Annotated in this window: 10 protein-coding genes and 8 pseudogenes; 8 read left to right on the top strand and 10 right to left on the bottom strand. The window is 59.4% G+C overall.

The window, feature by feature from the left end; all coding sequences use genetic code 11:
* Positions 1–127 precede the first annotated feature (127 nt).
* Positions 128–916, top strand: a pseudogene (locus GPL20_RS25855) (IS701 family transposase); the annotation flags it as partial.
* 482 nt (positions 917–1,398) lie between these two features.
* On the opposite strand, the pseudogene GPL20_RS25850 reads toward GPL20_RS25855, so the two are convergent.
* Positions 1,399–2,341, bottom strand: a pseudogene (locus GPL20_RS25850) (IS481 family transposase).
* A gap of 83 nt (positions 2,342–2,424) precedes the next feature.
* Positions 2,425–3,292: pseudogene (locus tag GPL20_RS25845) on the bottom strand (transposase); the annotation flags it as partial.
* A 905-nt stretch (positions 3,293–4,197) separates the two neighbouring features.
* Between GPL20_RS25845 and GPL20_RS25840 the strand changes: the two are divergent.
* The 7 genes and pseudogenes from GPL20_RS25840 (at position 4,198) to GPL20_RS40185 (ending at position 8,799) form a co-directional block, all read left to right on the top strand.
* On the top strand, positions 4,198–5,082 hold the full coding sequence (locus GPL20_RS25840; protein WP_157332901.1) for a beta-keto acid cleavage family enzyme: 885 nt from the start codon (positions 4,198–4,200) through the stop codon (positions 5,080–5,082).
* A gap of 194 nt (positions 5,083–5,276) precedes the next feature.
* Positions 5,277–5,560, top strand: a pseudogene (locus GPL20_RS25835) (transposase); the annotation flags it as partial.
* A 156-nt stretch (positions 5,561–5,716) separates the two neighbouring features.
* Positions 5,717–7,475, top strand: a pseudogene (gene istA, locus GPL20_RS25830) (IS21 family transposase).
* Positions 7,472–8,032, top strand: coding sequence for an ATP-binding protein (locus tag GPL20_RS25825; RefSeq protein WP_283812242.1), 561 nt, complete (start codon positions 7,472–7,474; stop codon positions 8,030–8,032). Before istA ends, GPL20_RS25825 begins: the two are co-directional and overlap by 4 nt.
* Positions 7,959–8,132, top strand: a complete 174-nt coding sequence (locus GPL20_RS40190; protein WP_347340043.1) for an ATP-binding protein — start codon at positions 7,959–7,961, stop codon at positions 8,130–8,132. Before GPL20_RS25825 ends, GPL20_RS40190 begins: the two co-directional genes overlap by 74 nt.
* Positions 8,133–8,208: 76 nt before the next feature.
* Positions 8,209–8,473 (top strand): annotated as a pseudogene (locus tag GPL20_RS25820) (transposase); the annotation flags it as partial.
* 57 nt (positions 8,474–8,530) lie between these two features.
* A pseudogene (locus GPL20_RS40185) lies at positions 8,531–8,799 on the top strand (hypothetical protein).
* A gap of 86 nt (positions 8,800–8,885) precedes the next feature.
* Here the strand turns inward: GPL20_RS40185 and GPL20_RS25815 are convergent.
* From GPL20_RS25815 to GPL20_RS25780, 8 genes and pseudogenes are all read right to left on the bottom strand, one after another.
* Positions 8,886–10,065 (bottom strand): annotated as a pseudogene (locus tag GPL20_RS25815) (acyl-CoA dehydrogenase family protein); the annotation flags it as partial.
* Positions 10,066–10,105: 40 nt separating this feature from the next.
* Positions 10,106–11,134: a 3-hydroxyacyl-CoA dehydrogenase NAD-binding domain-containing protein gene (locus GPL20_RS25810; RefSeq protein ID WP_157332899.1), complete on the bottom strand. Its 1,029-nt coding sequence runs from the start codon at positions 11,132–11,134 to the stop codon at positions 10,106–10,108.
* A gap of 1,149 nt (positions 11,135–12,283) precedes the next feature.
* On the bottom strand, positions 12,284–13,348 hold the full coding sequence (locus GPL20_RS25805) for an ABC transporter substrate-binding protein (protein ID WP_246250940.1): 1,065 nt from the start codon (positions 13,346–13,348) through the stop codon (positions 12,284–12,286).
* 79 nt (positions 13,349–13,427) lie between these two features.
* Entirely contained in the window at positions 13,428–14,606 is a 1,179-nt protein-coding gene (locus tag GPL20_RS25800) for an ABC transporter ATP-binding protein (RefSeq protein ID WP_373568255.1), read from the bottom strand.
* 408 nt (positions 14,607–15,014) lie between these two features.
* Positions 15,015–16,481, bottom strand: a complete 1,467-nt coding sequence (locus GPL20_RS25795; protein ID WP_157332894.1) for an amidase — start codon at positions 16,479–16,481, stop codon at positions 15,015–15,017.
* A 51-nt stretch (positions 16,482–16,532) separates the two neighbouring features.
* Entirely contained in the window at positions 16,533–17,357 is an 825-nt protein-coding gene (locus tag GPL20_RS25790; RefSeq protein ID WP_157332925.1) for an ABC transporter permease, read from the bottom strand.
* A 4-nt stretch (positions 17,358–17,361) separates the two neighbouring features.
* Positions 17,362–18,612, bottom strand: coding sequence for an ABC transporter permease (locus tag GPL20_RS25785; RefSeq protein ID WP_157332892.1), 1,251 nt, complete (start codon positions 18,610–18,612; stop codon positions 17,362–17,364).
* A 66-nt stretch (positions 18,613–18,678) separates the two neighbouring features.
* Positions 18,679–19,698, bottom strand: a complete 1,020-nt coding sequence (locus GPL20_RS25780) for an ABC transporter substrate-binding protein (RefSeq protein ID WP_254125800.1) — start codon at positions 19,696–19,698, stop codon at positions 18,679–18,681.
* Between the last annotated feature and the right edge of the window lie 46 nt (positions 19,699–19,744).

The following is a 19,744-nucleotide window of genomic DNA, read 5'->3' as shown; positions in this document are numbered from 1 at the left end:
GTAACGTCTCCTGTGAGACGCTGCGGGCTGCGCGGGAGCGCCCTTTGGGTGAGCGCTCCTGCTCGCCCGCAGCTCCATTCCCTGCCAGTCAAACCTTGCCGTCAGATTAAGTCGAAACTTCTACAATGTATTCGCTTGCTATGTGTCGCGGCATGGCCGTGCCTTCGTCGACCGTGCGCTCTACCTGCCAAAGGAATGGACCGACGACCGTGTTCGCCTGAAGGCAGCGCATGTACCGCGCGATGTGGGCTTTGCGACGAAGCCTAAAATCGCGCGTCGCATGATCGCTGGCGCAATCGCCGCAAAGGTGCCGTTCTCGTTCGTTGCGGCGGACAGCGTGTATGGCACGGGAGAGATTGAAACTCTGCTGCGCAACGCGTGCAAAGGCTATGTTCTGGGTGTTGCGTCCAATCACGTGTTCTATTCCTGGGGCAAGGAGCAGCCCGTCGCCGGCACCGCCGCGGTAATCGCGCAGGGCCTTCCCAAGCAGGCCTGGCGCCGCCTGTCGTCTGGCGATGGGACCAAAGGTCCGCGCTGGCACGACTGGGCCTACGTCGAACTGGCCGATCTCGACGAATACAATGACGACCTTGCCAGGGAATGGACGCGAGGTCTTCTGGTTCGCCGCAACATTGCCGACGGCAGCTTGGCGTTTTACTCCACATGGTGCCCCAAGGGCACGTCCATCCAAAAGCTGGTGTTAGTGGAAGGCCATCGGTGGGCCATCGAGGACAGCTTCGAAACGACCAAGAACGAACTCGGTCTTGATCACAACGAGACCCGTTCCTGGCATGGCTGGCATCGCCATGTCTCACTCGTCATGTTTGCCTTCGCTATAATGGCCGTCATCCGCTCTCGAGCCAACACTGTGCCCAAAAAAACGCGATCGCGACCTCGACTGAAGCATCGTTCTTGATCCGCTGGTCGATCCATGAAATCAGGCGCATCGCAATAAAGCTTGCCCAGCGGCGCATCTCGCACGCACACTTACTCGCTTGGTCGTCCTGGCGCAGGGCTCATCAAGCCAACGCGCGCAGAGCCCATAAGAAAAAATTGCAACTGTAATGCTAGTCCTTTTCCGGCCGGACTCACTGTCGTAGTTCAGCACCGGCGTGATCAGAAATGGGATAGAAACGAGTGAGACCCGATAGGGTTAGTGCCTGGAGCGCCGCTCCAGCTAGGTCCTTTGGTTCGGAGTATACACAGTCAGCAGCAAGCTGGTTCCAATCTGCGGGATGCGCCCTGATCGCGCGATGATCATCCACCGGCCGACGAAAAGACCACCGGCAGTGTTGCCGGCGGCCTTGCTGGCTCTCATACTGGATGAAATGGTGTCCAGCGCCGGTGCCAGCCATCCAGGCTCAAACCGCGCCGCGTCCTAGAATCTCATGAAACCGCTTAACTGTGGAGCCTCAAGAGGTTGTCCTCGGTCAAAGCGAGGCGGCTGATCGGCGTTTGAGAATTTATACCACCATGGGGCCGGTGCCAATTGTATCGATGCAGCCAGATCGGCAGCTCCTGAGCGCGCCGGTCTGACGTCGAATAGGCTTTGGCATAAGCCCGTTCCCGAAGTGCGGTCTGGATGAAGCGCTCGGCTTTTCCGTTTGTTCTCGGCGTGTAGGGCTTGGTGCGGATGTGTTTGATGCCCAGGTCGCGGCAAGCGTCGCGAAAAGCGAACGACTGGTAGCAACTCCCATTGTCGGTCATGACGCGAGCAACGGTGACGCCGAGGCTCTTGTAATAAGCCACGGCGGCCCTGAGAAAGGGAACGGCGCTGGCGGCCGTCTCGTCGGGCTTGATCTCGGTGAAGGCGACGCGGGAATGGTCGTCAATGCAGACGTGGACGAAGTCCCATCCGGCGCCACGGCTCTTGTTCGGTCCACTCGGATCGCCGGTGATGCGGTGTCCGACACGTTGGAAACGCCCGAGCTTTTTGATGTCGATGTGAATGATCTCGCCTGGCCTCTCGCGCTCATAGCGGCGTTCCGGCTCGGCCGGCTCCAGATCACGGATGCGGTTTAAGGATGCGGCTGACGGTGGCCGGAGACACTGCGACCTCGGCTGCGATTTGCTTGCCGGTGTGGCGCTGCCGGCGCAACGCCTCGACGGCTGTGCACGTGGCTGGCGGGGTTCGGCTCGGCGATGAATGGGGCCTTGAGGAGCGATCACGCACCCCCTCCACACCTTCCGCGCGGAACCGCTTGACCCATTTGGCGACGGTCTTCGGCCTCGTATTGAACAGGTCCGCCGCACCGGCCTGGCTCAACCCGCCTTCGACCACGCTTCGCACCATCGCCTCTCGACCTTTGGGCGTCAAAGGCGCATTCTTGTGGACGTTCACCTGGTCTCTCCTTGGAACACTGAAGCTTCGCAACCTCAGCTTCCTCGGTTCAGACCAGATGGACAACCTCTGACAGACCACAACTAGAGCGCGACGGCAGGGGGCTTTTCGATGCCACGGATCGTCAATTGCCGCGGGTCCCAGTTGCGCCAAGACGCGTGGATGCATCCGCTATCGAGCCAAGTTTATACTGTTCCTTGCCCACCTCGCTTACGGCTACCAGGCCAACACGCCGGAGCCGTCGCGTGCCCGCGGCAGGCTGGAACCGGATTGCGTGTGGGCGGACAGTGCGTGTCGATCCCTGATGGAGCGCCCACTCGATGTCGTCGGCGTTGCCAAGGCCGCCATCGACAAGATGGTTTTTGAGCAGGCTTCCAGCGCGGGTGCGCTGCCGCTCCAGCATGGCCGCATAAGGCGGCGATCGGAACCATTATTAGTCACGTCGAAGCCGGTCACGATCTGCTCTCCGGCCACACTCGCGACCTGCACGTGTGTCCGGGGCGGAAACCGCCGTCCGCCATCTTCATGACGCCGGGCTCGGAGTCGATGCTGAAGGCGCGCGGCTTTTTCAGCTTCTTGCCCTTGTTGCGCTTTGTCTTCTCGCACTTGGCGCTGCCGCTTGATCTCGACGGGTGCAACCCGCGCTGCCTTGAGGTGCTCCGTATTGCGCTCACGCGCGGTCGCTGCTTGGCTGCGTTGATACGCCGATTGCTTGCATCGGACCGCGTCTCGACCTCTCGCTCGAGTTCCTCCGCGACCATCTGCGCCGTCGCCAGATGCCGATCGGTTGGCGCTGGAACGAGGCGGCGCCGGCACTCGCCCGGTTCCGGACGCCATCCTGCGCCAGCTCCTGGCGAGGTCGACGAGACCCACTCCGAAGGCAGGCAAATGCTCGGCAAGAAGCCGGTCGAGGAGATCGGCGCATCCCATCCGGAAGTCTGCCAGCGTGTGACGCAGCTTATCTTCAGACATCCTGATCCCTGCAGTCTGTCATTGCAGCGAATTACACTCTTCGCCGAGGGGCCAAATGATTCACGCCTTCTGAGAGAGACGAACGCGATCTCATTCCAAAAGTGTGTTGAAGAACCCGCGGCTCGCTTGGCCATCGTTTAGATCAATCAGCCCTCACTACAGGTGCACGTGCCTATTGATCGGCGTAGTGGGCATTTTCGCGCTTGCTGAGAGATGCAGAAGAAGGGCCGCACGTTGTAGAAAGTGACTCGCATCACCCAAGAATGACCCGAAATTCGGCGAAACATCGGTCCAAATTGATTAAATCCGGCTCTGAAGCGACGCTATCATCGATTGATTGCACCTCATCCCCTCTAGGAACTGAATGGCATCGTTGAGTACAAGCTGTGTTGAATTCGTATACCTTGAACGTGGTCTGGGCGAAACAGCCGATGCCGCGAACCGGTCGCTGCTAAGCGGCCAATTGCGGTTATCCAAATGAATATCGAGGTGCTTCAGGTCGCCAGCAGCCGACTTGCCGCGACCTTGGAACGCTCTACTTTGAAGAAGGTCGATCCATTTTTGCGGGCTATCGCCATATCAGCGATACGTCCGCGCTATCGAACGGTCGCTGAACAGCATGCTCCAACTCACGTCAAACACGTGGCTCTCCATCCAGATGAAGGACCGAGTTCTACCGGCGAAAGTGGAGCATTTTACTGGCGTCGGCCCGGCGAGCCGGAAGGCCCGTTGCGCGAGCCTCTGCCGCCGGGAAATGCCTGCCGTGCACTGCACGAGAGCCGGTCCGATAACCTGGCGCTCCAACTCGCCGCATACAACTCGAAACACAATTGTCCCAACTCCGGTTGGGGTTGGTCCCCACGGTATCAACAGAGGAGTTCTTGATGTCTCGGAAAGTGATCGTCACGTGCGCAGTCACCGGTGGGAGTTCCGCAGTCCTTGCGAAGCATCCAGACATTCCGAAGACGCCGTCACAGGTTGCAGAAGCGGCCCTGGAGGCTGCGAAGGCAGGGGCTGCAATCGTGCACATTCACGTCCGCGAGCCAGAAACCGGAGCCCCATCGAACCGGCTCGACCTCTACGAACAAGTCGTCAAGAAACTTCGAGACGCGGCCACAGATGTCATCATCAATCTCACGTGCGGAATGGACGGGGGTCTTACACTCGATTCGCTTGACCCCATAACTATCGGCAAAGCGACTACACTCAAGACTCCGTTGGGACGCTGTATTCAAGCAATTAAACTGCAGCCAGAGATTGCTACTCTTGATTGCGGCACATTGAGCTCCGGGGAGAGTATTTTTGTTGCGCGACTATCGGATCTACGAGAGATGGCGACGCTGATGCGAGATGCCGGCGTCAAGCCCGAGCTAGAATGTTTTGAGCTTGGCCATATTGAAATCGCCAAGAAACTTATCTCGGAAGGCTTGATTGATAATCCATCACTCTTTCAATTCTGCCTCAGCACTGGATACGGCGCTCCCGCGGTGCCAATTGTGATACAGGCCATGAGAGATATTTTGCCCTCAGGGGCGATCTGGGCTGGATTCGGCTGCAGTGCTGATCAAATGCCTGCGGTCGCACAGCTGGTCGGATTAGGCGGACATGTCCGTGTTGGATTGGAAGATAACATTTATCTTCGGCGTGGCGTGCTGGCATCCAACGCCCAGCTCGTTGAGAATGCGGTTGGAATCATCGAACGTATGGGCGCAAGCGTTGCCACACCGGCCGAGGCTAGGCAAATTCTCGAGGTGGAGAAACGTGGATAGTGTCCTTGGTACCTGAGTGATCTGCCCTGGTCGGGGCCAGCCCTGACCAGGGCCCTCGTACGGGAGCATCGGCCAAGGCTGTCGGGCGCCCGCAAAAACTCCCTGGTCTATTCAACTAATCTCGAAGACTTTGCTTGCTGCCCTCGCCCGCATATCGGCGCGGCATGCCCTCAGTCAACGTCCGCCCTTGGTGCGTGCGTGGCGGCGACAATCGAACAGGCGAGTTGTTCAGCTACGTTGACCTCGAGGCGCGGATGCGCCGCTATCATCCGCTGCGAGCGATCCGGACGAACGTGGGCGAAGCGCTGTCGACGTTGGAGCGCGAGTTTGGCGCCCTCCATTCGCCGATTGGACGGCCGTCGATCCCGCCGGAGAAGTTGCTGCGGGCGATACTGTTGCAGGCGTTTTATTCGATCCGTTCGGAGCGGCTCTGGAACGGTTAAAATACGATTTGCTATTCCTCTGGTTCGTCGGAATCCTGGGCGAGATCAAATCGGTACACCCGGGCGAGATCATCGGAATCCGCACACCTCAAACGCCCCCACCTGATTCCGCCCGGCTGGGCGGCTGATCGGCCGCAAAGCGCGTAGCAGGAGTTTATTTTCGCCCCCTTTTAGGGAGAGGGGGCGGGGAGTTGAACGTCTTGAAGCCGCATCTGCAAAGCACTGTATTTACGTTACTTGAGCGCCAGACGAGCCAACGAGAGATCCAGCGGCTGACGGGGATCGACCGCAAGACGATCCGGCGCTACCAGGCGATTTTCGTGTCCCGGCGAGCGGCGGAGGCAAATTCCCCCGGGGTGACCGCCGGCTCTGAGGCCACCGATAGGCAAACTCCCCCACCTCCGCGACCGCCGGCTATCGAAGCGACGGTGGCCGTCAAGTCGTTTGATTTCGCCCGTTCAGCCTGTGAACCGCATCGGGAATGGATCGAACAGCAGGTCCGTCTGAAGCGCAATGCGCAGGCGATCTACCAGGATCTGGTTGACCAGTTCGGTTTCACGGCCAGCTACGAGAGCGTCAAGCGTTTCGTGCGTGCCCTGCGCCGCATCGATCCTAAACAGTTTGACCGTCTCGAGTTTGTCCCCGGCGAGGAAGCGCAGGTCGATTATGGCGAAGGCGCGCTGACCCGTGATCCGAAGAGCGGTCGTCACCGCCGGCCGCGCCTGTTCGTGATGACCCTGCGCTACTCGCGGCGCAGCTTCCGGCGAGTGGTCCGGAAGTCGAGCCAGCAGATCTGGGCACAGCTCCACGAGGAGGCTTTCCGGTACTTCGGCGGCGCCGTCGGCTATGTCGTGCTCGATAATCTCAAGGAAGGCGTCATCACGCCCGACCTGTACGAGCCCGAGCTCAACCGGCTCTACGGCGCGGTGCTCGCGCATTACGGCGTCGTCGCCGATCCGGCACGGGTGCGGGACCCGAACCGCAAGGGGACCGTGGAGAACGCGATCCAGCACACCCAGGGCACCGCGCTCGCCGGGCGGCGCTTCGAGTCGCTCGAGGCTCAGAACAGGTTTCTGGAGCACTGGGAGGCGAACTGGCTTCCAAACGCATCCATGGCAGCACAAGGCGTCAGGTCGAGGCCATGTTCCAGGAGGAGAAGCCGCATCTGCGGGTATTGCCCGCGACCAGCTTCCGTTACTTCTCCGAGCTCGTGCGCACGGTCTACGACGACACCACCGTGCGGGTGGATCACAGCGACTATGCCGCGCGCCCCGCGCCGATCGGCAGCCAGGTCGTGGTACGCCTGTACGAGACCACGATCGAGATCCGCGACCGCAGCACCCAAGCCCTGCTGCGCGTTCATGCCCGCGCCGCACGGCCGGGTTCGCTCAAACTGCCGCACAACGAGCGCCCGTTCAATCCATCCCGTCAGACCGCCTTCCCGCTGGCAAGCGCCAGCGACATCGGACCGCACGCGAAGGCGCTCTGTCAGCTCCTGTTCGACACCGAGGGCCACGTCGGACAGCGCGCGATGTGGGGCATTGTCGGTACTTGCGAAGAAGTATCCCGCCCGGCTCGTCGAGCAGGCCTGCGATCACGGTGCGTCATCACATCCGTCGCTACAAACAGGTGCGCGCCATCGTCGAGCGATTGTTCGAGCAGGCGCTCGAGCGTCTCGATCAAGCACCACAAGTCACGATGTCTCTGACGCAGGATCATCCACTGATCCGTCCCGCGGGCGAATACGGCGAACTCTTTCGCCTCGGCGCCCAGAACCGTGCCAGCAACGAGAGCCGGCCCATCAATAATGGCGATGATCAGCCCGCACCAAACCGCGCTCGCGCCGTCTCCGCAACCCCGGCCAGCTCCGACGACGCGAGCGCTCTCACCGAGACCTTGATTGCCGATCAACTCAGCCTTTCAACCGCCACAGGAGATCATTCGGAATGACCATGACCTTGCCGGAAATCGATCGTTGCCTACGACAGTTGCGGCTGTCGGGCATACGCGACACGCTCGAGACCCGCGTCCTGCAGGCCCAGGGCGCCAGCCAACCGTTCCTCGAGACCTTCTGCCTGCTCCTGCAGGACGAACTCGATCGTCGTCAATCCCGTCTCATCGCTCGCCGCTACCAGCAATCCGGTCTTGAAGAGAAGCTCACGCTCGCGGAGTTCGACTGGTCGTTCAATCCCACACTGCCGCGTCAGGCCTGCTTCCAGCTGCATGCGCTGAAGTTTGTCGCCGTCGGCGAAAACGCTATGTTCATTGGCAAGCCCGGCACTGGAAAATCGCATGTGGCCAAGGCCGTCACCTACCAGGCCATCCTGCAAGGCCACAAGGTCCAGTATCTCGAGGCCGATGACTTCTTTCACCGCTACGCCCTCAGCCCAGCCGCTCAGCGCGAAGCTCGACTGCGGAGCATCTTTGACTGCGATGTGCTTGTGCTTGACGATCTGTTCCTCGCTCGCACCATCCCCGACGAAGCTGGCGCTTTGCTACATCCTTGATCGCCTCATGCACCATTGCCATCTGCTCGAGTTCGACGGCCGCAGTTACCGCCTCAAGGAAGCCGCCGAAGCCCTTGCACGCAAAACCCAGTCAACCTAATAACCTCTTGTCCTGCTCCACAGGTGGGGGAGTTTGCGCGACCACAAGTGGGGGAATTTGAAGTGACCGTCCGGGCGGCCTGCTGGTCGACGCTTGCCTGACGGTGGCGGACGGGCATGCCGAGCGGGTGGCAGCGCTGCAAATGATCGAGCCTCGTGTTGACCGGCGTTAGCCAGCGCATCCGCAACCGCATCGAGGAAGCGTTCGGCTGGATCAAAACGACCGGCAGGCAAGAGAAGACCAGCTTCCGTGGCCGTGATCGCGCCGCATGGGCCCTTACCTTCGCTGCTGCCGCCTACAATCTGGTTCGGCTGCCCAAGCTGATAGCGGAGGCCGGCTGATCGCCAAGATGCCCGGCTTTCGCCAAGACCTTTGCCGGCCGCTGGCGCATCGTCGAGATGGACGTCTGCGACAACGACTTCCTTTCTTATCGAAGAGGCGCATCTCACCTTCCGCGGCAAGTCCGGTGGGCTCCCATGGCTTCCTCGACGTGCGCTACGGCACCGGCGACGGATTGGCGTGCGCCGAGTTCTCATGGGAAGGGCACGACGAGAATGATCCGTCCTGCGGTCGCGAATGGGCTATGATCGGCACTGCGGGCAGGCTTGTCGGCCACTGCTACATCCACAATGACGACGATTCAGGCTTCGCTTGCGAGCGCGGCTGAGTTCTTCAACAACCTGCTAGCTAGGCGGACGCGGCGCGTCTACTCTCGCATATCGCGTGGCACCGACTTGAAAATATCAGAGACCTGAGTATCGCCTTGGCGATAATGCTCTTCTGAATCTTGCTAGCGCCTGAATAGATCGTTGCCGCGCGGCTGTAGAAATAGGCGGGTGCCACTGGTCGGAGCCCAATCTGGGCCGATGCGCGACAAGTTGGGCATCTCCAACTCATCCTCCGAAAGATAAGGAAGCGCGTAAGATCCGACCACGTCCATCAGCAGCTCTGCCACCGCCTGCTCTATGTGCGATCCCTTTAGCTTGAGGATGGAGCTTGCAGGTTCTTGCGTACTGTTGCGCTGCTTCGAGGCGTTAGCGAACACGCGAAGCTGCGTAATTTCGAGCGGCTTCAACTGAATTTTAACTTCTGCAACATTTTCCCTGGAGAGAGGCTGATCAATTAGTCGCTGACCACCTGCGCATAACTGCGCAGCAAGGTCCTTGATCTGCCGAATGCGCGCTTCGGATTTGGCTACGGAGGTGTCGGCAAAGCGCTCGTTGCCAAGGAGAAACTTTACGTATTCCCAGCCCTTGTTCTCCTCGCCAACGAGATTCTCGACCGGAACACGGACCTGGCCAAAAAATACCTTGTCCACTTCATAACCGCCGTCGATCAACTGGATTGGGCGCACGGTGACTCCGGGCGTTTTCATATCAATCAGCAAGAACGAGATGCCCTGCTGTCTTTTTACGTCCGGATTGATTCTCACCAAGCAGAAGATCCAATCGGCGTCTTGGGCCCATGTCGTCCAGGTCTTCTGTCCGTTGACGACATTTTAATCGCCACTGCGCTCTGCCCCGGGTCCGGAGTGAGGCAAGTCGGAGCCCGCGCCAGGCTCTGAAAACCCTTGGCACCACCAGTCTTGAGCGCTGATGATACTAGGCAGTTCTTCTGCCTCTCATTTCAGAAGGTGTAAATCACCTGGCCAACTAAAGACTCGCATAGCCGAATTTAATTCGCGCAGGAAAGGCCAGAACCTCTTCTTCGAAAATGTAATGCTGTACGGGAGTCAGCCCGGCCCCTCCATATTCCTGAGGCCAAGTCGAGACGCCCCTTTTATTGAGAATACGCGTTACGACAGCTTTCTCGTCTTTGGACAGACTCGGCCTTCGGCCAGGTTGCGCCGCAGTTGTTCCGGCATGTTGTCCCGCAGGAACTGACGCACTTTTCCGCGGAACGCCTGCTCTTCTTCTGTAAACGCGAAATCCATCAGACTTTCAAAAACGAATTCAGCGAGAAGGGGCGACGTATCAGCGCGCTTTGGGAACACGATCCCGGAGCGACTGCTCCCACCGAGCGAGCGTTTCCCCCGCGCCACAATGTTGTGAGCGCAAGCCCTGGAGCACTCCCACGAGACCATCGTCGAGCATCTCCTGATACTTCGTGATACTCATGTTTTCAGCCGACGCCTGTGCGTCCGCCTGCTCGGCGAGCATATTTAGAAACGCGTCGGTGTACTCCGGCGGAGCTTCCAGTTTGGAGGATTCCGTGCTCCCGGGTCCCCATTTCCTAAGGAATGCCTGCATGCTGGTCTCGCCGCTGCCGACGAAGTAAGTCAGGATAGGCCCGAGCACTGGCCTGCGCAGCCCGAACGAATAACGGACTGCGTCATCGATCTCCTGTACGGTGGCCACGCCGTCGTGCACCATCCACAACGCCTCACGCCAAGCCGCCGTCTGCAGCCGGTTCGCAAGAAAGCCATGAACCTCCTTGCGTACGACGAGCGGGTGCATCCCCACCGCTCGGTAAATCCCCTCAGCTCGCGGCAGCATCTCGGGCGCCGTGTGCTTGCCAGCGCACAACTCCACCAAAGGCACCAGGTACACCGGCTGGAAAGGATGCGCGACGAGCAGGCGCTCGGGACGCGGCATCTGAGCCTGGAGTAGCGACGGGCGGAGCATCGAGGTTGAGGAGCAGATCAGGGTTTCGGGCGCCGCCGCACGGCAAGCCTGCGCGAGCAGCTGCTGCTTGAGCTCCAAGCGTTCGGGTACGTTCTCCTGCACGAATTCCACGTCGCGCACGGCTTTCTCGACAGAGTCCACGACCGTGATCGCCCCCTCGGGCGGCAGCGCAACCTGCGTCAGCTTCCGAAATGCCCGACGCGCTTTGTCGATCGATGCCTGCACATGCTCGACGGCATTGGGCACCGGATCATACAGGCGCACATCGACGCCATTGAGTACGAACCGTGCCGCCCAGCCGCCGCCAATAACCCCGCCTCCGAGTAGCCCGACCGCTTGCGGCAACCTCTCGGACACGGACGTTGAATTCTCAGACATGGATTTGACCTCTTGGAAATGAAGCTCGATTTCTCAGCCCTGAACTTTGAGCCGGAGCTTCTCGCGCACGTCGTCCGGGCTCATCACCCTCTCGCGATGCATTCGAGAACCTCGGCCGCCCGCCGCATGAGCTTGGCGCCAGCGCATCAGAGGTTACAGGTTGTCCTCCAAGCGCCGTTTTACCGTTCAACACCTAATCTGTAGTCGAATTCGGATGCACTATTTCTGCTGCTATTCAGAGGGAATGCATTTTTTCAGCGCAGCCACTGAAGTTTCGCGGCCTAGCGGCGGAAGGTTAAATACTGGAGCACAGGTCGGGGCGGTCACACCGCTGCTGATGCGAAAACGCATGACGTCGCGCAGGCTCGCATTGTCGAACGTGAGGTGACGATCTGTCTGGCGGGACCATATTTGGATACTGTCGAAAAACGCCCTATGACGTTTTCACAGGCGCCCGGCTGGGCGCCACGACCGAGTCGGCGCACAAGCGCGGCTACTCGGCGTCCACGACCGATTACTTGCTCCGCTCGATCAATCGTGGCGTCCGCGACGAGGCATGGCGTCTATTTCGGCTTAGGTGGCATGGAGCGCAGAACTTGCCTCGTCGAGTTGCCTTTTTTTCGGCGGAGAGCAGCGAACTACGTTACGGCGTGCCCGCTGGTATGGTCACGCAATGTCGAGAAGGCGGAAAAAGCTGGCTCGCCGTTCGATCTCTCGACGCAATCTGGCTTTCGGGCAGCTCGACGTTTATCCGCGGGTCGACCACGCTCGTGGTTTCCGTGCCGAGGGCCTGTTTAATAGCTTCGGGCAGAGCGGATTGGACGCTCTCACCAGGCAAGTCGTTGCCGACCCAAGCGCTGAGCGCGACAGTGGTTCGCGGCATAAGCATCAACAGCGTATCGTTGTATCGTTATGGATGGCGTTGAAGATTAGGGGCCGATCGGCAAAATGAGGGCGATCAGGATGAGCAACAGGAGGTTAAACTCGTCAGTTTGCGCCGACGCTCGGCCGGCTGCGGCTTGATCCGGAATGGAAGGCGGTCGCGACTGCTACCGATTTGGATCGCCATCCCCGCAATCGAGGACTCCTATCGCGTCGATCGTTCGTGGCAGCGAGGAGGACGGAAGTTCCCCTCGCTGTTACTTGTTATTACTTCGCGAGCCAGGCGGTAAAGCGCTGGCGCAGCTCGTCGCCGTACTCAATCCAGAAGGGTGGGCTGCCATGCAGTGCAATGGCGTCATGCTCGGGCGTAGTCGAAAGATAAGGCAACACCGCCGGATCGACAAGAGTCATCGCATCCTTATTGGCGGGAGCGTAAGGGATGTAGTGCGTCAGATCCGCCTGCGGTTGAGGTGAGCCAGCAAAGGCTAGGAACTTGTACGCCTCGTCCCGATGTGGGCTGCCCGTGGGAATAGTCCAATAGCTCATGCCCGCATTCGCGGCATCCCACATGATCTCGAAACGCCTGCCGGACTCCTTGGCGGCATCAACGATGCGGCCGTTGAAGGCGGCGGTCATGACAACCTGGCCGTCGGCCAGCAGTTGCGGCGCCTGGGCGCCGGCCGTCCACCAGATGACGTCGTTCTTGATCGTATCGAGCCTCTTGAAGGCGCGCTCGACGCCCTCCCGGGTGGCTAGGATCTTGTAGACATCCTTGGTCTCCACGCCGTCAGCGATCAGCGCCCATTCGAGATTGGGATAAGGACTCTTCCACAACCCGCGCTTGCCGGGGATTTTCTTCGTGTCGAATAGGTCGGCGATCGTCTTCGGGCCGTTAGGCAGCTTGTCCTTATCGTAAGCGACGACGGTGGCGCTGCCGTAACTCGGCACGCCGCAGTCATAGTTCGCGGCATCACCGAATTTGGTTCGGTCAAGGCCGAGCTTCTTCCAGTCGATCGTCTCGACGAGTCCCTGATTGCATATCACCACAGCGGTCGTCCCTGAGGCGTCGAGCACGTCCCAGCTCACGGTCTTGGTTTCGACCATGGTACGAACCTTGGCAATGTCGCCACTGTACTCGGCTTCGGTGACCTTGATCCCGGTTGCCCTGGTGAATGGCTCGAAAGCGGCCTTTCGCAGGCCCGCCTGTACGGCCCCGCCCCAAGAGGTGATCGTCAGCTGATCGCCCGCAAAGGCGCTTTGCGCTGGCGCAAGCGTTCCCGTTGCTATTCCAATCAGGGCCAAGGCACTGGCAGTCATAAAGATCATTCTCATCGTCTACTTCCCCGTGTTATGCGATGCTGACGTAGTACCCCTGCCGAAACTTCGTTCGCGACGGCACGTCGGGCCAGCGTCATGACGGCTCGAGCGCCCGACAATCCTCCGCTGTCCAGCCAATCGTGATTGCGGCGCCGGCCTCGAGCTGGACAAGGCCCTCCGAATTCGGCAGCTTGATCACAAAATCATCTTGGCCGCAGACTGAGATCCGGGCGCGCACGTGGTCGCCCAGATAGATCACCTCCGCCACCTGCGCGCTGAAGACATTTGGCAACGAGCCCGGCGCCGGGTTCAGCCTCACGCGCTCAGGCCGCAACGACAACACGGTCGGCAGACCGACCGCCTCGACATTGACGACTAGTGCCTGCACGTTGCCAGCACCCGGAATTTCCACTTTGCAAGTTGCACCATTCATCGCAACTACCTTGCCGTGGAGCCGGTTGTTCTCGCCGATGAACTGGGCGACGAAGGCGTTCTGCGGCCGCTCATAGAGCTCAGCGGGCGCTGCGATCTGCTGGATGACCCCATCGCTGAACACCGCTATGCGATCCGACATGGTCAGCGCTTCGCCCTGGTCGTGCGTCACGTAGACTACGGTGACGCCGAGATCCTCGTGGATGCGCCTGATCTCAAGCTGCATCTGCTCGCGCAACTGCTTATCCAGCGCGCCGAGCGGCTCGTCCATCAGCACGAGCTTGGGATCAAAGACGAGGGCGCGAGCAAGCGCGACGCGCTGCTGCTGCCCTCCAGAAAGCTGGCCGGGCCGGCGTTTTCCATGCGCGCCGAGCCGGACCAGGTCGAGCGCGCACTTGATCTTGGTCTCAATCTCGGCCTTAGCGAGTTTGCGGACCTTGAGCGGGAAGGCTAGGTTCTCCTCCACGGTCATATGCGGAAAGAGCGCATAGTTCTGGAACACCATGCCAATGTCGCGCTTATGTGGAGGCACGTTCTGGATCGAGCGCCCCTCCAGAAAGATATTGCCCTGCGTGGGTACCTCGAACCCGGCCAGCATCATGAGGGTGGTGGTCTTGCCGGAGCCGGAGGGCCCAAGCATCGTCAAGAACTCACCCCGGGCGATATCCAGGTTGAGGTTCTTAACGACCAGCGCTTCGCCGTCGTACGTCTTTTGGATGTCAGAAAACCTCACAAAGGCATCGCCCGAATCCGACAGCGACGCCCTCCCCGGCTCCGACGCTTGTCTCGCTAACGCGCCGCCGCCGACTGGCAGAGCTTCTTCCCCGACGTGCATCTTCATGAGCGCGCGATCGAGGGCTACTGGACATGCCTGCTTGAGACAAGTGCGATTGACCAAATGGCGCATCCGTTCCCACCCTGAACTCTGCGACGTGAGCGTCGACAAACTTTTTCTTTCACGGAAATATTATTTGGGCCGTCAAGCCGAATTCCGTTGATGTAGCTCTTCAAGAGCCGAAATCCTGCGCCAACTTGGCCGAGTGCGAGGATTCATAGTTGCTACGTCAAGGACGAGCCACTGACTGATGAATGTCGATAGCATTGGGCAAGTCTTTGAGCGCATGAAGCACGACCAGATGATCGGATACTGCGTTGCTCCTATCCAGGCTCCCTTTTTCACGCTAGGCCGATCTATGGCGCGATGACGTCAACCAGTCTATCACTCTCCCGAAACAGTCGGTGGCGCCCACTATGCTTGCACCGGATCAACGATCGGAGGTCGCCGCTTTTCCCAGTGAATTGCATTCTCCAACGCATTAGCAAGCTGGAGTAGCACCGCTTCCTCACCATAATGGCCCACCAGTTGAACGCCAATGGGTAGTCCATCCTGTGACAGATGTGTAGGCAACGAAATAGCCGGCAGCCCACTAATGTTTATCGGAGCAAGAAACGCACCGTCCGACCGGCTGCTGGCGTCGCGTGCGTCGCTCTCTACTTCATACAATGAATTATATTCGCCTAACCTGAAGATATGGCGCGGAAAGACAGGACACAGGAAAGCATCGAATTGCGCTAGTTCTGCCGCTATTTCGTGGCCCGCGGACCGAACCGTACCAATGTTTCTCGCGTGCGTGACCGCATCGATTTTCTTTCCACTTTCGATGGCACCCCTGACCATAGGCTCGACGTCGTCGGCAGCCAGCTTGGCACCAAGCGCTTCCTCGTCTCTCTGAAACCGAAGAGCTGTCTCCACCTCATAGATTTGGCCGTATGCTCTTCGGAAAGTCTCCTTGTAAATTGAAACATCGTACTGCTCGACATGGTGCCCCATACTTTCAAGCAGCTTGGCCGTATCATTGACCGCTACAGCAATCGCTCGATCGAGCTCTCTTCCCGATACCAACGCAGTTGTAAATCCGATTCGCAAGCGCCTCGCGTCTTGTTGGGATAATTGAAGAAACGAGCCATCAGGTGTCGGAGGTGTGTGGATATCGCCAATGAATGGGCCGCTGACCGCGTCGAGATAGGCAGCCGTATCCCGAACGGTGCGCGACAGGCAGCCGAGAACGGCAAAGCTGGGGCCGTAGCTCACCGAAGGATAGGTGGGGATGCGTCCCCGGGATGGTTTCAAGCCGACTAATCCACATGCACCCGCAGGCATTCGGATCGAGCCGCCACCATCGCTAGCGGATGCGATCGGCACGATTCGGGCCGCAACGGCGGCCGCCGAACCGCCGCTCGAACCTCCTGTAGAGAACGCTGGATTCCAAGGGTTGCGGGTCGGCCCGTACAGCGCGGGTTCCGTCGTCCATGCATAACCGACCTCTGAAGTGCTCGTGAGTCCAAATGGAATCATTCCCGCTTGGCGGGCTCTCCGAATGGCCTCGCTGTCTGTTGCAGACGGTCGCGCGTGTCGATGATAGAACCGCGAACCATGAGTGGTCGTAAATCCTGCGATGTATTCGGACAGATCCTTTACCAGGAAAGGCACTCCAGCAAATATCCCCGCGGAGCCACACTGTTCTGCAAGCTTGCGCGCGGTGATATAGTCGGAACTCACCAAAGCGTTAATCGCAGGATTGAATTCTTCAGCCGTGGCGATGGCAGCCTCCATGAGTTCCGAGGGCTTTACCTCTTTGCGCTTTACCAGATCTGAAAGACCCAGCGCGTCATTGGCCCGGTATAGAGCTAGAATGTCCTTGGCTACGTTCATCATTTCAGCCTTGCAGAGATTTCGGAGGAACCATAAGTGGGTGAAAATGCCCCATCAGGTGATCCCGCGCAGGCGCTCCGAACGTCGGCGCAGCAACTCGATGGTGGTCAGCACGAGGATAGAAAACAGCATCAGTACAGAGGCTGCCGCAATAATGGTTGGGCTGTATTGCTCGCGCAGGCCCGAAAACATGACCATGGGCAAGGTACGTTGCTCAGGGCTGGCAACAAAAAGGGCTATCACTACCTCGTCGAAGGAGGCGAGGAAGGCGAAGAGCGCACCGGAAACCATGCCGGGTAGAATGAGTGGCAGAATAACTTTGAAAAAAACGGTGATTGGCGGCGCGCCTAATCCGGCGGCTGCGCGGCTAAGCGAGTGATCGAAACCCATCAGCGTTGCGGTCACTGCGATGACGACAAAGGGCGTGGCCCCCATCGTGTGTGCCAGGATCAGCCCGGTATAGCTGTTGAGCAGCCCGATATTAGCGTAGAAGAAATACACCGCCACGGCGGTTATTACGACGGGGACGATCATGGGAGAGATCAATAGGCTCATCACCGCTGCGCGCCAGGGAAAGTTCGGGCGACTGAGCCCGAGTGCGGCGAGCGTGCCTAGTACCGTCGACAGCAGCGTGACCAACACCGCGACGAAGATCGAGTTGTAGAGCGCACGCTGCCAACTGTCTGTTAGGAAGAATTCATGGTACCAGCGCAGCGAGAGTCCCGGCATAGGATAGGTGAAGAATGGCGCGGAATTGAACGATAGCGGGATGATCACAAGGATCGGCGCGATCAGAAACAGCAGCACCGCCCCGCAAATCAGCCGGTGCAGATAGTACCAGCTCTTCTCTGTCAGAGAGGCATAGGCGAAGGTGGCCATCATCTCACCCCATCTTGAGCCGGTCGACACCAACCAGCTTGTTGTAAACATAATAGAGCAGCAGAGTTGCGGCGAGCAGAATGGCACCAAGTGCCGAGGCCATGCCCCAGTTGAGATCCTCATTCGTATAGTGGGCGACGAAATAGCTGACCATCTGGTCAGCAGGTCCCCCGACAAGCGCGGGGGTGATGTAGTAGCCTAGGCACAGAATGAACGTCAGCAGGCAGCCAGCTGCGACTCCGGGCAGGGTTTGGGGGAAGTAGACCTTCCAAAAGGCGTAGAAGGGGCCGGCGCCGAGCGAACGGGCGGCGCGGACATAGCTGGGCGAAATGGTCTTCATCACGCTGTAGATCGGCAGCAGTGTGAAGGGCAACTGGATATGAGTCATAGCGACTACCGTACCGACGCGGTTGAAGATGAGCTCCGCGGGGCGCGATATAATATGCAGCCCTATCAGTACGTCGTTGATAACGCCGTGGTCCTGTAAGAGCACCCCCCAGGCCGCGGTGCGTACCAGCGCCGACGTCCAGAACGGCAGCACGACCATGATCATTAGTAAATTGCTGGTCCTGGCGGGCAATGTCGCTAGAAGATAGGCGACAGGGAACCCTAACAGCAGCGTGGCGGCCGTCACGCCTAAGCTGATGCCAAACGTGCGCAAGAAGACGTCGCGGAAGATCGCATTTTGCGGTGGCGAGGCGACAATCTGGCCTTCGGCACCGTATTGATAATCGATCGAACGCAGCAAGTAATAGCCCGTGTAGGCCGAGTGCCCGCGCTTGAGCACGCTCCAAATGTCGTGCTGCCCCCAGAGCGGATTGACCTCGATAAGCGCCGCCTTATAGGAGCCGGCGGAAACCGTGCTCACCTTTCGAGCGCTGAATGTTAGCTGGCCGCCGGCACCTGGAAGCTCATAGTTTATCCGCTTTGCGATCACACCTGTAGTCTTCTGGGCCCACGACTGCTTAAGATCTTCGACAAGAGCAGCATAAGCGCCCTCGTTCGGCAGGTCCTTGCCGTCCCAAGCACTCAGCGCCGACGTGGTTCGCGGCATGAGCGTAAGCAGCGTATCATCATGGATCGCGTTGAACATCATCCGGCCGATCGGCCAGACGAAAGCGATCAAGACAAACAGCACGACCGGCAGAACAAGTGTGAAGGCCCCGAGCGTGCGCCGGTGCTCGACCCGTTGCAGCTTTAAGCGCAACGGAATCCCGTCAGAGCCACCAGCCACTTGGACCGCGACCGTCGCCATCGAGTCCCCTCTCATTTTTCAGTCGTCCATTCGAGCGGCGAGGACCTCCTCACCGCTCCCTGTAGATTACTTAGCCAGCCAAGCGGTAAAGCGCTGGCGCAGCTCATCGCCGTTCTCAATCCAAAAGGGCTGATCCATATGCAAAGCAACTGCGTCATGTTCAGGCGTGTTAGGCAGCGTAGGCAACACCTCTGGATCGACTAGCGCCATAGCGTCCTTGTTGGCTGGCCCGTAGGGCATCTCGCGCGTCAAGTCGGCCTGCGGCTGAGGTGAGCCGGCGAAGGCGAGAAATTTGTAGGCCTCCTCTAGATGCGGACTGCCCTTGGGGATCGTCCAATAACTTGGCGCCCCACTCTGCGCGGCGTCCCACATTGTCCCAAATTGCTTGTCAGCCTCCTTGCTCGTCCAGGACGCGGTCATGACAACCTGGCCGTCGGCCAGTAGCTGCTTCGACTGGGCGCCGGCCGTCCACCAGATGACGTCGTTCTTGATCGTATCGAGCCTCTTGAAAGCGCGGTCGACGCCCTCGGGGGTGCTGAGGACCTTGTAGACGTCTTTGATCGGCACGCCGTCGGCGATCAACGCCCATTCAAGATTGGGATAAGGATTCTTCCACAACCCGCGCTTGCCGGGGATTTTCTTCGTGTCGAACACGTCGGCGATGGTCTTCGGGGAGGTCGGCAGCTTCTTGTCATAGTAAACTATCGTCGAATTGAACTGGCCCGGCACTCCACAGTCAAACCTGCCGGCGTCACCAAACTTGGCCCGATCAAGGCCCAGCTTCTTCCAGTCGATCGTCTCGAGCAGGCCTTGGTCGCACATCATCCAGGCATTTGACCCGGCGTCGACCACGTCCCAGCTCACGGTCTTGGACTCGACCATGGCACGGAGCTTGGCGATTTCGCCGCTGTACACGGCTTCGGTGACTTTGATCCCGGTCGTCCTGGTGAATGGCTCGAAAACATACTTGTGCAGGACCTGCTGATATACCGCCCCCCAGCTGACGATCGTCAGCTGATCGCCCGCGAGAGCAGGCTCGATCAACGCGCTCGCCATCAAGCCCGTCACAGCCAGAGCGCCGGCCACCCTTGAATATATCGTCATCGTCTGTCCCTCTTCCTCCTAGGCCGCC

It is taken from the genome of Bradyrhizobium cajani, from assembly GCF_009759665.1.
Classification (GTDB): Bacteria; Pseudomonadota; Alphaproteobacteria; order Rhizobiales; family Xanthobacteraceae; genus Bradyrhizobium; species Bradyrhizobium cajani.
Note: the sequence above shows the minus strand (reverse complement) of the source record. Positions and strands in the feature narration are given on the sequence as shown.